This is a genomic window from Rubricoccus marinus, assembly GCF_002257665.1.
Lineage (GTDB): Bacteria > Bacteroidota > Rhodothermia > Rhodothermales > Rubricoccaceae > Rubricoccus > Rubricoccus marinus.
On the sequence record NZ_MQWB01000001.1, the window covers coordinates 3,348,574 to 3,360,999 of the forward strand.

At 68.9% G+C, this 12,426-nt stretch carries 9 protein-coding genes; 6 read left to right on the forward strand and 3 right to left on the reverse strand.

The genetic code is table 11. The features are described from left to right. Nucleotides 1-8: 8 nt before the first annotated feature. Entirely contained in the window at nt 9-1,121 is a 1,113-nt protein-coding gene (locus tag BSZ36_RS14240; RefSeq protein ID WP_094551337.1) for a 2-oxoacid:ferredoxin oxidoreductase subunit beta, read from the forward strand. 192 nt (nt 1,122-1,313) lie between these two features. Next, nucleotides 1,314-2,621 (forward strand): dipeptidase, encoded by a 1,308-nt coding sequence (locus tag BSZ36_RS14245; RefSeq protein ID WP_218827677.1) that lies wholly within the window; start codon nt 1,314-1,316, stop codon nt 2,619-2,621. A 53-nt stretch (nt 2,622-2,674) separates the two neighbouring features. On the opposite strand, the gene BSZ36_RS14250 is transcribed toward BSZ36_RS14245, so the two are convergent. The 3 genes from BSZ36_RS14250 to BSZ36_RS14260 all read right to left on the reverse strand — a co-directional run bounded on the left by BSZ36_RS14250 (nt 2,675) and on the right by BSZ36_RS14260 (nt 7,422). Next, entirely contained in the window at nt 2,675-3,475 is an 801-nt protein-coding gene (locus BSZ36_RS14250; protein WP_094550109.1) for an MBL fold metallo-hydrolase, read from the reverse strand. 85 nt (nt 3,476-3,560) lie between these two features. Further along, complete coding sequence (locus BSZ36_RS14255) at nt 3,561-3,866, reverse strand: hypothetical protein (protein WP_094550111.1); 306 nt, start codon at nt 3,864-3,866, stop codon at nt 3,561-3,563. 130 nt (nt 3,867-3,996) lie between these two features. Beyond that, nucleotides 3,997-7,422, reverse strand: coding sequence for an Rne/Rng family ribonuclease (locus BSZ36_RS14260; protein ID WP_218827678.1), 3,426 nt, complete (start codon nt 7,420-7,422; stop codon nt 3,997-3,999). A gap of 616 nt (nt 7,423-8,038) precedes the next feature. Here BSZ36_RS14260 and BSZ36_RS14270 point away from each other — a divergent pair. The 4 genes from BSZ36_RS14270 to sdhA all read left to right on the forward strand — a co-directional run bounded on the left by BSZ36_RS14270 (nt 8,039) and on the right by sdhA (nt 12,328). Next, nucleotides 8,039-9,214, forward strand: coding sequence for a citrate synthase (locus BSZ36_RS14270; RefSeq protein WP_094550115.1), 1,176 nt, complete (start codon nt 8,039-8,041; stop codon nt 9,212-9,214). 311 nt (nt 9,215-9,525) lie between these two features. Further along, nucleotides 9,526-9,945, forward strand: a complete 420-nt coding sequence (gene sdhC, locus BSZ36_RS14275; RefSeq protein ID WP_094550117.1) for a succinate dehydrogenase, cytochrome b556 subunit — start codon at nt 9,526-9,528, stop codon at nt 9,943-9,945. A 1-nt stretch (nt 9,946) separates the two neighbouring features. Then, complete coding sequence (locus BSZ36_RS14280) at nt 9,947-10,537, forward strand: succinate dehydrogenase/fumarate reductase transmembrane subunit (RefSeq protein ID WP_094550119.1); 591 nt, start codon at nt 9,947-9,949, stop codon at nt 10,535-10,537. A gap of 51 nt (nt 10,538-10,588) precedes the next feature. Then, nucleotides 10,589-12,328, forward strand: a complete 1,740-nt coding sequence (gene sdhA, locus BSZ36_RS14285; RefSeq protein WP_094550122.1) for a succinate dehydrogenase flavoprotein subunit — start codon at nt 10,589-10,591, stop codon at nt 12,326-12,328. Nucleotides 12,329-12,426: the final 98 nt, after the last annotated feature.

Sequence of the window (12,426 nt, forward strand, 5' to 3'; positions counted from 1 at the left end):
GCCCGAAGATGCCGCCCAAGCCGGTGCGGCCTCCGGCACGCCCGCCCGGCGCCAAGCGCCCGGGCCTTCCGCCCGGCGGCCGGCTCGTCCCCGGTGGCGACGGTGGCGGCGACCTGCCGGTCCTCACGCGGAAGGACTTCGTCAGCGGCGCCGACGTGCGCTGGTGCCCCGGTTGCGGCGACTACGCGGTTCTCGCGGCGGTCCAGCGCGTGCTGCCCGATCTGGCCGAGAACAAAGAGAACGTGGTGTTCATCTCGGGCATCGGCTGCTCCAGCCGCTTCCCGTACTACATGGACACGTACGGCTTCCACACCATCCACGGCCGCGCGCCGAGCGTGGCCACAGGCCTCAAGGCGACGCGCCCCGAACTCGACGTGTGGGTCGTGACGGGCGACGGCGACGCGCTGAGCATCGGCGGCAACCACATCCTGCACCTCTTGCGGCGCAACCTGGACTGCCAGGTGCTCTTGTTCAACAACCAGATCTACGGCCTCACCAAGGGCCAGTACTCGCCGACGAGCGAGGTCGGTAAGGTGACGAAGTCCACGCCGTACGGCTCGCTGGACCATCCGGTGAACCCGGTGCAGTTCGCGCTCGGCGCCGACGCCTCGTTCGTGGCCCGCACGCTGGACCGCGACCCGAAGCACATGCAGACGGTCCTCAAGGCCGCGCATGGCCACACCGGCACGTCGCTCGTCGAGATCTACCAGAACTGCAACATCTTTAACGACGGCGCCTTTTTCGACTTCACCGAGAAGGAGAGCAAGCCCGAGCGCGCGCTGTTCGTGGAGGACGGCAAGCCGCTCCTGTTCGCCGGGGGCGCCAGAGGCCTCCGCCTCGATGGCATCCACCTGAAGGTGGCCGACTTGGCCTCTGGCGAATGGAGCGCGGACGACTGCGTGGTGTACGACAGCACAGACAAGGCGCTCGCCCTCCTCGTCGCGCAGCAGACCTTCTGGGATGCCGAGATGCCGCGCCCCTTCGGCGTGCTCTACCAGGAGGACCGGCCGACGTACGACGCGCTTCTCAACGCGCAGATCGAGGCCGTCGTCGCCGACCAGGGCGACGTGAGCCTGGACGACCTCTTGCGCGCAGGCCAGACATGGACCATCGAGGCCTGAGCCTGTGACGGCCGGGCCTCTGGCGCCAGAGGCCTGGTACGCACGGCTCTAGACGCGGCGCGTAGGGCCGTCGCACGAGGAGCCGGCGATTCGCGGCGCGCCCAGGCCGCACGCTGGACTCGGCCGTGGCGGCGTTTGGAGGCCACACCGCGCCAGAGGCCGTTCTACCTTTGGCGCCACCGACCCATCGTCGTGTCCCGCCTCCTTCTCGCTGTGCCTCTGGCGCTCGCCGTCGCCACCGCGGCCTGCGGCGCCGACGCCCCCGCCCCTATGCCCGACGCCTCCGGCGACACCGCCGCCTCTGGCGCTGACACGCTGTTTTCGACCGGCGGAACGGTCCAGATGGACTCCGCGACCGTCGCGCGGCTTATCGCCGAGGACCCGCTGTGGGAGGACGCGCTCCGCATCCACTACGACGCGCTGATCATGGACGGCCACATCGACACGCCGACGGAGATGCTGCTGCGGCGCTACCGCTTTGCGAGCCGGCACCGCGCCAGAGGCGGGAGCGCGCACGTCGACCTGCCGCGCATGATCGAGGGCGGGCTCGACGCCCCGTTTTTCGCCATCTGGGTCAGCCGCGACCTCGGCGAGGGCGAGAACGCCACTCGGCGAGCGACCGACATGGTCGCGGAGATCGAGCGCCAGATCACGGCCGCCTCTGGCGTCGAGATCGCACGGACGGCCGCCGACGTGCGCCGCGTCACCGCCAGAGGCGACAAGGTGGTGCTGCTCGGCCTGGAAGGCGGCCACGCGCTCGCGGGCAGCGTGGACGTGCTGCGCGACCTCGCAGCCGCAGGCGTGCGCTACGTCACGCTCACACACACCAACTCGAACAAGCTCGCCGACTCCTCCCAGGACCGCCCGATCCACGACGGCCTGAGCGAACTGGGCGAGGAGATGGTCCGCGAGATGAACCGGATGGGCGTGCTCGTGGACGTGTCGCACGTGAGCGACGCCACCCTGGACGACGTGCTGCGCGTCAGCACCGCGCCCGTCATCGCGAGCCACTCGTCGGCCCGCGCGCTCGTGGACAACCCGCGCAACCTCTCGGACGACCAGATGCGCGCCATCGCGGCCTCTGGCGGGGTCGTGATGATCAACTACTACAACCCGGTCGTCAACCGCCGCCTCACGCCCGAGGTCATGGAAGCCGCGCGCCAGAGGCTGGAGCGCACCTACGGCGGCGACGGCGCCAAGCTGTGGACCGCCGTGCGCGAGGAGCAGCAGGCGCGCAAGATCCCCGAGCCGACCCTGGACGACGTGGTGGCCCACATCGAGCACGCGGTCCAAGTCATCGGCGCTGACCACGTCGGCCTGGGCTCGGACTTCGACGGCGTGCCCCGCCTGCCCGATGGGCTGGGCGACGTGACGCGGCTGCCGTGGGTCACCTATGGCCTCTTGCGCGGCGGGATGTCCGAGACCGACGTGCGAAAGGTGCTCGGCCTGAGCACGCTTCGGGTTCTGGAAGACGCGGAGCGCGTAGCCAACACGCCGTAAGGACCCGCTGCCTGGGTGACTGCCGCTGCGCCAGCGGCCTCTGGCACCAGCGGCTACGCGCCGGCCGTGATTTGGAGGCCGTCGTAGCCCAGCCGCACGCCCTCAGGCAGCATCGCGTCGGCTTCTGCGTGGAGCACGTCGTGCGTCATGTGGACCAGCCACGTCTGGCGTGCGCCGATTTGCGCCGCGATGCCGGCGGCCTCCTCGAACGAGAGGTGCGTCGGGTGCGGCGTCGGCCGGAGCCCGTCGAGGACGAGCACGTCCACGCCTTCCAATAGCTCCAGGCTTTCGTCCGGTATGCGGCTCACATCGGTGAGGTACGCCAGAGGCCCGATGCGCCAGCCGAGGATGGGGAGATCGCCGTGGAAAACAGGGACCGGGATCACCTCCACCGTGGCCTCTGGCGCCGAACGGCTCGCGACCGTGAAGGCGTCCTCCACGGGCTGGAGCTCCAGGCGCGAGACGCCGGGATAGGTGCCGTCGCGGAAGATGTAGCTGAACATCTGCTCCAGCGCCGCGGCGGTGCGCGGGAGCGTGAGGACCGGGATCGGCGTGCGGTCGCGGAAAAAGAACGGCCGCAGGTCGTCCAGGCCGACGACGTGGTCGAAGTGCTCGTGCGTTACCAGCACGGCGTCCACGGTGCTCACCCCCCCGGCGAAGGCCTGTTGCCGGAAGTCCGGCCCGGCGTCGATCTGGAGGTGTACCGGCCCCGCGCTGGTGTGCGCGACCACGTGCGCCGAGGTCCGGAGCCGTGTGTCGCGCGGATCGTCGGATGTGCAGACCGCGCAGCTGCAGCCAATGATGGGCACACCGACGGATGTCCCCGTCCCGAGCAAGGTCGCGTCTACCCTCATGCCTCCGGCGCCAGAGGCCGCTGGCGCATGGCGAGCGTTCCCTCTGCGCGAACGTGGCGCGCGAACGCGTTTGGACGCGCGCGCATCACGCGTCGTCCTCGCCAGAGGTGCCCGCGAGCGCGTCTACGCCCGCGTCGAGCTCGCTCCACACGTCGTCTACGACCGCGCGAACTGCGGGTCGCAAGTACAGCTCATCGTGCGGAAGCTCTCGCATCGACTCCGCGAGCACGACCAGTTGCGCCTCTGGCGGGTGCAGCTTGTTGAGCACCACCACCTCGCGCCCAGCAACGGTGCACAGGCCGCCGCGGAACGTGCCGCGCTCGCGCCGCACGCGCACGTCGAGCGTGCGCAGGGCGTCTTCGAGTTCGCGGAGGACGGTGGCGGGCTTCACAGCGGGGTGCGGCGGGGTGGAACAGACGAACGCGCGCGAGAGGCGGATCCACCGCGCGCCAACGTAAAGCGGCCGGCCTCTGGCGCCAGAGGCCGACCGCGGAGTCTACCGAGTGCGGAGCGCTCGGGCTCTAGTCGTCGCCGAGGGGGTACTTCGAGCGCAGCGGGCGCCCGGACTTCTCATCGACAACCTCGAACGAGAGCGGGTCCACCTTCGGGTCGTCCACGACGCTGAACGGGACGTTGCGGAGGCGGAACCGGAGCCGCGTGAGCGGGCTCGGGAAGCCGCGCCGCAGGTACGAGCCCATGAGAGGGTGCACGCTCACCACGATGGGCTTGCGAGCGAACTTCGCGTCCACGTTGTCGCGGTAGTGCGCGAGCCAGTCGCGGACGCGCTCGGCCAACTGGACCGGGCTGACGTCTTCGGACGGGCGCGAGCTCTCGCGGCGGGATTCCCCACGGCGGGACTCGCCGCGGCGCGAACGGCCGCCGCCAGAGGCCTCACGGCGTCCGCTCTGGCGCGGCTCTTCCTGCGCCTCCGGCGCGGGCTCCGGGTGGTCGCGCTCGGGCTGCACGATCTCGGTCGCGCCAGCGGCCTCCATCGCGTCCATGCCTTCGCTGTCGTCCTGCGCGGTGATGCTCGGGCGGAGCCTCTGGCGCGTGATCTGCATCACGCCGAAGTCGCTCATGCCGATCACCTTGGTGACGGCGCGGTCCTTGGCGAACTCCTTCTTGATCGCGTCGGTCACCTTGCGGCGGTCGCGGTCGTGGCGGAGGTCGATAAAGTCCACGCAGATGATGCCGCCGAGGTCACGCAGGCGGAGCTGGCGGCCGATCTCCTTGGCGGCCTCCATGTTGACCGCGAGCAGGTTCTCCTCCGCGCGGCGCTTGCCACGCCCGGCGCGGCCCGAGTTCACGTCTACGACGTGCATCGCCTCGGTGTGCTCGATGATGAGGTAGCCTCCGCCCTTCATGTTGACGCGCTCGGAGAACGCCTCTTCAACCTGCTTCTCGATTCCGCAGGCGCGGAAGACGGGCTGGTTGGAGCGGTGCATCTGCACCTTGTCCACCATGTCCGGCGCCACGGCCTTGACGTAGTTCTGCAGCTTGCGGTGCAGGTGCGGGTCGTCGATCAGGATGCGGTCGAAGTCCGACGTGAACAGGTCCCGCATGATGGACGAGACCATGTCCAGATCCTCATGCAGGAGGATCGGCGGCTCGGCGTTCCCGTTGTCCAGCTTCGCCTCGATCTTGTTCCACTTGTTAATGAGCAAGCGGAGGTCCTGGTCCAGCGCCTTCGCGTCCTGCCCACCTGCGACCGTGCGCACGATGACGCCACAGTTGGCCGGCTTGAGGCTGGAGGCCAGCGCGCGCAAGCGGCGGCGCTCCTTAGAGCTCTCGATCTTCTTCGAGACCGCCACGTAGTCCGCAGCGGGCACGAGGACGAGGAAGCGGCCCGCGAGCGAGATGTCGGTCGAGACGCGGCTGCCCTTCGAGGAGATGGGCTCCTTGGTGATCTTGACGAGCACGCGGCTTCCGCGCTTCAGCAGGTCCTCGGCTTTGCCGTTCCACTGCGGAGCACCTTTCTGGCCGCCACTGCGGCCGTTGCCGTTGCGTCCGCCTCTGGCGCCGCTGCGGCCGCGGTCGCGGGTGTCCTCGCTGCGCCCGCCGTCGTCGCTGCGGCGCTCGGAAGAGCGTCCACCACGGCTGCCCCGCGAGGAGCGGCTGTCGTCGTCCGAGTCGTCGTCCTTGCTGGACGATCCGCGGCCACCCCGGCGGCTACGGGAGCCTCTGGCGTCGTCGCTGTCGGCGTCGTCGTCCTTTTTGGAGCGGCTGCGGCGGGAGTCGCCGCTATCCGAGTCGTCGTCGCTCGTGGAGCGGGACCGGCGGCGTGAGCGCGAGTCGTCGCCAGATGCGTCGTCGTCGCTGCTGTCCGAGCGGGAGCGGCGGCGCGAGCGGCCGTTGTCGTCCTCGGAGGAGGAATCGGAATCCTCATCCTTCCGGCTGCGGCCCCGACGCGAGCGGCCAGAGTCCTCGTTGGAGTCGTCGTCGCTCTTGGAACGGCTGCGGCGTGAGCGGCCCGAGTTCTCGCCAGAGGCGTCGTCCTCACTGTCCGAGCGAGAGCGGCGCGAGCGCGGCTCGTCGTCCTGCTCTTCCTCCTTCGGCGCAGAGCGCCGCGAAGAGCGGCTGGGCGTCGAGAGGTCGATGGTGTGCTTGGCGGCGTGCGAGACGGGCTTCGCTTCCGCGGCGGGCTCGTCGGCCTCTGGCGCGGGGGCGTCCTCGGTCTTCTTCCGCGAGCGCGTGCGCTTCGGCTTCTCGGCCTTCTCCTCGGCTCCAGAGTCATCGCCAGAGGCCTCTGGCGTCTCGTCCTTCTTCTTGCGCGAGCGGCTGCGGGTGCGCTTCGGCTTCTCGTCCTCCGAGGCCTCGTCGGCCTCACGCTTCTCGTGGTCGGACTTCTCCTGCTTCGGCGTGCGGACGCGGCCCTTGGGCTTCTCGTCGGCTTCGTCGCCGGAGGCGTCGTCCGCTTCCTTTGCCTTGGACCGGCTGCGGGTGCGCTTCGGCTTCTCCTCCGAGGCGACCTCATCGTTGGACTCGTCGGCCTTTTTCTTGGAGCGGCTACGCGTGCGCTTGGGCTTCTCAGCCTCTGGCGCCTCGTCGGCATCGTTCGCGTCGGCGCCAGAGGCGTCGTCGGGCGCATCGGCCTTCTTCTTGCGCAAGCGGGTGCGCTTGGGCTTCTCCGCCTGCTCGTCGGAGGCAGCCTCTTCAGCGCCGCCGTCTACGTCCTCCTTCTTCTTGCGCGAGCGCGTCTTGCGCTTCGGCTTCGGCGCCTCCTCGGCCTCTGGTGCGTCGCCGTCGGTCTTCGGGGCGTCGTCCTCCGCGGGCGCGTCGTCGGTTTTCTTCTTGGAGCGGGTGCGCGTGCGCTTCGGCTTCTCGGCCTCTGGCGCCTCGTCGGTGTCCTTGTTCTCGTCGCCAGAGGCGGGCTCCGGAGCGGGCTTGGGGGCCGGCTTCGGGCGGACCGAGCCGGACTTCTGCGTCAGGTCGATCACGTGCGGCAGGCGGCGTTCCTCCTGCTCCTCCTCTTCCTCGGTCTTGCGGCCGTCGCGGCCACTGCCTCCGCGCCGTCCCCGTCCGCCACGGCGGCGGCGGCGGCTCCGCGAGCGGCCCGTGCGGGCGGTTTTGGACTCGTCGGCGGCGTCCTCGACCTCGAGGGTTTCCTCCACGTCGGGCTCGCTCTCGTCGTCGGCGACACGCTTCTGCGGCGCCTTCGCGAGGATGGGGGCTTCCAGGCCGGGCACGTCCTCGCCGGCCATGACGAACAGCTGCGGCGCGTTCTCCGTCAGGTCCGAGAAGTGCAGGAACGCGTCCTGCTTCTGCCCGATGTCGACAAACGCGGCGTGGATCTGGCCCATCACCTTGGCGACTTTGCCCAGGTAGATGTTGCCCAGCGTGCGGACGTTATCGGGGTGCTCGACGTACAGCTCGGCCAACTGGCCGTCTTCTACAATCGCGATGCGAGCGCGGTCTTTGCTCGCGTTGATGACGATCTCCTTCTTCATGGAGGTGTGGGTGGCGTCTGCGGCGCACGCGGACGGGCGCTCCGCCAGAGGCGGAATGCGGGGCCTCTGGCGCGAGCAGTGTGCTCGCGGCGAGCGGTCCGTTCATGGAGAACGGTCCGGTCGCGGAGGCGGCCGTCGGGGCCGGGGACGCAGTGGAAGGCCTGGGGCGGACGGCGCGGCGCCCCACGGCGGCACGCGCGATCCAGCCGGTCAGCGCGCTCAGGAGGAGCGCGCCGAGGAACAGGCCGAAGTCGGGGGAAAGGGGGGAGCGCATGGGATGGGACCGCATCGCCCAGGGTGGGCGGCTCCAGAGGAGCGGGGCGGCGCCAGAGGCGTCCTGACAGTCTGTGGGGAGCCCGGCGCGTCTTCAACACAAAACCATAGCGCGCGGGGCTCGGTAAGGGAAGCTACGGGGCGGCAGGCCCGAGAACGGCCGCGATCCGTGAGACGCGTCGTATCCGCGCCGTCTTCCCCATTCTCGCGGCTCCGTATCGCGAACCTCGCCCGTCGGACTCCGTTCGAATCCGACGCGCCTGATTCCAGGTGCCTCTCTGTTTTGTTATCTGCGGCCCCGCCTTGTCGGGATGAGTGGGCCGCCCGCCTCCTTTCCCCAACGATGGCCCAGACCCCCACCCAGACCCCCGCCGGAAGCGCTGCCGACGCGAAGCCCAAGCAGGCCGCCGGCCTCGCAGGCGTCGTCGCCCTCGATTCCGGTATCTCGTTCATCGACGGCGCCAAGGGCGAGCTGCTCTACCGCGGCTACGAGATCAGTGACCTCGCGAAGAACACGGACTTCGAGGAGGTCGCGTACTTGCTGTGGAACGGGGACCTCCCCTCGCAGAGCGAGCTGAACGAGCTCCAGAGCCAGCTCCGCGCCGAGCGCGCGCTGCACCCGGACCTCCTCGACCACCTCCGGCACCACACGCCCGAGAACACGAACCCGATGGCGGCGCTCCGCACCGCCGTCTCGATGCTCGCGCACTACGACGAGGAGGCGGATGACATGAGCCGCGAGGCCAACGTCCGCAAGGCTGTCCGCCTTACGGCCAAGATGCCGACCATCGTGGCCGCGTTCGACCGCATCCGCAAGGGCAAGGAGCCTGTGGCCCCGAGCGGCGAGGGATCTGCCGCGGCCGACTTCCTCTACATGCTCAACGGCGAGAAGCCGGGCCCGAGCGCGGAGGCCATCATGGACGCCGCCCTCGTGCTCCACGCTGAGCACGGCCTGAACGCGAGCACGTTCGCCGCCCGCGTGATCGGCGCGACGCTGAGCGACATGTACTCCGCCATCACCGGCGCGATTGGCGCGCTGAAGGGGCCGCTCCACGGCGGCGCCAACATCAAGGTGATGGAGATGCTGCTCGACATCGACGAGAAGGGCGCCAACGCGACGGACTACATCGACGACATGCTCTCCCGCAAGGAGAAGGTCATGGGCATCGGCCACCGCGTCTACACCGCGCTCGACCCTCGTGCGACGATCCTCCGCGACATGTTGGAGGACCTCTCCGACGAGAAGGGCGACCGCAAGTGGATGGAGATGAGCGACACCATCCGCCAGCACGTCCTCGACGCCAAGGGCCTCAACGCCAACGTCGACTTCTACTCGGCAAGCGTCTACTACCTCCTCGGCATCGAGACCGACCTCTACACGCCGATCTTCGCCCTCAGCCGCATCACCGGCTGGACGGCGCACCTCTTGGAGCAGTGGGAGGACAACCGCCTCATCCGCCCCCGCGCGGGCTACAACGGGCCGAAGGGCCTGACGGTCACGCCTCTGGCGGAGCGGTAGAGAATGCACGCCGCCAGCCTTTGGAGCGCCTCCGGCGCCAGAGGCCGAGCGACGGCAGCGCCTGCGGGGCGCGGGGCTTCGGCTTCGCGCCCCGTTTCTATTCGCGCCTCTGGCGCCAGAGGCGCAACGGGGACTCGTCGGTGCGCGGCTACGAGGATTCCACCAGAGGCCTCTGGCGCACGCCGCGCGGCCCCGTCGTACCTTCGCGGGGCACGTCCGGCGGCACTCCCCGCCGAACTTTCACTCTGGAGTGAAACCTGGCACACCGGTCCGGGTTGCTCTATTCCGCCGGTTAATCCCCCCTTTTCGGTATGGCCACCGCCGTTCAAGACGCTCCGGGCACGCTCGCCTACACGCCCAAGCCCGTACAGAGCTACAAGATGCGGGTCGGCATGTTTGCCTGGATCCTGCACCGCCTCACCGGGCTCGCGCTCGTGGGCTACCTCGTAGTCCACATCTGGGGCCTCAAGGCGATCACCAACCCCGAGGCGTACAACGCCCTGATCGCGAGCTACCACGCGCCCATATTCAAGGTGGGTGAGTTCTTGCTCCTCGGCGCGGTGATCTACCACGCCCTCAACGGGATGCGGATTGTGCTCATCGACTTTGTGGGCTGGAGCCCGAACCAGAAAAAGCTTTTCTGGTCGCTTGGCGCCATCGCCGCCGTCCTTTTCGCCGTCGGTGGGTACCCCTCCATCGCCGCCCTCGTCGACCACTTCACCACCGGCTGAGATGGCTAGCAAGTACGGCGCCACCGCCCGATCCAGCGCCTTCCAGTGGTTCCTCCACCGGATCACGGGCACCTTCCTCGTCTTTCTGCTCATCACCCACTTCTGGGTGCAGCACTACGACCGCACAACGGCCAGCATCTCGCACTCGGTCGTCACGGCCGAGGAGGCAGAGGCCGGCATCGGCCCACTTTACACCGACGAGGCCGCGGCCGCCGTCCGCGCCTTCAAGGAGCGCGAGGGCACCGCGACGCCAGAGGCCCCGCGCACCGTCCCGGCTCAGAGCGAGCGCTTCGGCGAGCGTGAGGGCGACGCCCCCGGCCCGACGCACCCGCCCGGCGAGAACGCCTCCGTCACGTCCTACGACGTGCTGATGCTTCGACTCGCGGACCCCGTCTACGCTGGGCTCTGGAAGGCTTTCAACCTGCTCTTCCTGGCCTTTGCTCTGCACCACGGCTTCTACGGGCTCAACAACGTCATCACCGATTACGTCCGCAACGACATGCTGCGGGTCGGCCTTGCCGCGCTGTCCTGGACGGTCGCGCTTGTGCTCTTCCTGATCGGTGCCTACTCCGTCATCGTCGCTGGCCTCTAGCGCCAGAGGCGCCCGGAGCGCTTTCCCCTCGCCTCTGGCGACCCTAAACCCATGACCTTCTCCCACGACATCGTCATCGTCGGCGCCGGAGGCGCCGGACTGATGGCCGCGCTCTACGCCGCCGAAGGCGGCGCCGACGTCGCCGTCGTTTCCAAGCTCCACCCGCTCCGCTCGCACACGGGCGCCGCGCAGGGCGGCATCGGCGCCGCGCTGGGCAACGAGGAGGAGGACAACTGGCTCTGGCACGCCTTCGACACCACGAAGGGCTCGGACTATCTGGGCGACCAGGACGCCATCGAGCAGATGTGCCAGGACGCGCCGCGCACCATCATCGAGTTGGAGCACTACGGCGTGCCGTTTAGCCGCACCAAGGCAGGCAAGATCGCGCAGCGCCGTTTTGGCGGGCACACGCGCAACTTCGGTGAGGCCCCCGTCCGCCGCGCGTGCTACGCGGCCGACCGCACCGGCCACATGATCCTGCACACGCTCTACGAGCAGTGCGTCAAGAAAAACGTCAACTTCTACGACGAGTACCAGGTGCTCGATCTCATCCGCGACGGCGACGGTCCCGTGGCAGGCTGCGTGGCCTATGAGATCCTGACCGGCGAGGTCCACACCTTCCACGCCAAGATCACCTGCTTCGCGACGGGCGGCTACGGCCGCGCGTTCAAGACGACGAGCAACGCCCACGCCGGAACCGGCGACGGCTTCGCGATCGCGCTCCGCGCAGGCCTCCCGCTGGAGGACATGGAGTTCATCCAGTTCCACCCCACGGGCCTCTACCGCCTCGGCATCCTCATCACCGAGGGCGCCAGAGGCGAGGGCGGCATCCTCCGCAACTCGGAGGGGGAGCGGTTCATGGAGCGCTACGCGCCGACGGTCAAGGACCTCGCGCCGCGTGACATGGTGAGCCAGTGCATTTACAAGGAGATCCGCGAGGGCCGCGGCGTCAACGGCCGCGACCACGTCGTGCTCGACATGACGCACGTTGGCAAAGAAGTCCTGGAGCACAAGCTGCCCGAGATCAGCACCTTTAGCCGCGTCTACCTGGGCATCGACCCCGTTAAGCAGCCCATTCCGGTGGCGCCGACGTGCCACTACGCGATGGGCGGCATCCCGACCAACGTGGACGGGCAGGTCATGGCCTCTGGCGACCGCTCCGACGTTGTGGAGGGGATGTACGCCTGCGGCGAGTGCGCGTGCGTGAGCGTCCACGGCGCCAACCGTCTGGGCACCAACTCCCTGCTCGACCTCGTCGTCTTCGGACGACGCACGGGCATGGCGATGGCGAAGGCCATCAAGGAAGGCCAGGGCCACAACGCCATGACCGATGCGCCAGAGGCCCGCACGCGCGAGATGCTCGACGGCATCCTCTCGCGCACGAACGGCGAGCGCGCGGTGTCCATCCGCACGGACCTGCAGGAGACCATGATGAAGAACGTCTCGGTCTACCGCACCGACGAGACGCTCGGCGAGGCGCTGGACGACCTCCAGACGCTCCGCGAGCGCGCCGCGACGGTCACCTGCGACGACAAGGGCAAGCGGTTCAACACCGACCTCATGGACGCCGTCGAGATCCAGTTCATGGTGGACTACGCCGAGGCCATCACGGTCAGCGCCCGCAACCGGACCGAGAGCCGTGGCGCTCACCTCCGCGAGGACTACTCGGACCGCAACGACGACCAGTGGCTCAAGCACACCATGTTCTGGAGCGACCAGAAGGGCGGCACCGAGCTCGGCTACAAGGACGTCATCATCACCCAGTTCCAGCCCAAGGAGCGGAAGTACTAGCCCAGGGAATGGGGACTGGCGACTGGGGACTGGCAGAACACGCCCCCCGGTCCCCAACCCCTAGTCCCTAGTCCCCCACACAATGGAAATCAAAGCTG

What these genes read in the sequence shown, in the direction of transcription:
- sdhA (WP_094550122.1), top strand. Translation starts at nt 10,589, where the DNA reads ATGACCTTCTCCCACGACATCGTCATCGTCGGCGCCGGAGGCGCCGGA.
- BSZ36_RS14250 (WP_094550109.1), bottom strand. Translation starts at nt 3,475, where the DNA reads ATGAGGGTAGACGCGACCTTGCTCGGGACGGGGACATCCGTCGGTGTG.
- BSZ36_RS14240 (WP_094551337.1), top strand. Translation starts at nt 9, where the DNA reads ATGCCGCCCAAGCCGGTGCGGCCTCCGGCACGCCCGCCCGGCGCCAAG.
- BSZ36_RS14260 (WP_218827678.1), bottom strand. Translation starts at nt 7,422, where the DNA reads ATGAAGAAGGAGATCGTCATCAACGCGAGCAAAGACCGCGCTCGCATC.
- BSZ36_RS14270 (WP_094550115.1), top strand. Translation starts at nt 8,039, where the DNA reads ATGGCCCAGACCCCCACCCAGACCCCCGCCGGAAGCGCTGCCGACGCG.
- sdhC (WP_094550117.1), top strand. Translation starts at nt 9,526, where the DNA reads ATGGCCACCGCCGTTCAAGACGCTCCGGGCACGCTCGCCTACACGCCC.
- BSZ36_RS14280 (WP_094550119.1), top strand. Translation starts at nt 9,947, where the DNA reads ATGGCTAGCAAGTACGGCGCCACCGCCCGATCCAGCGCCTTCCAGTGG.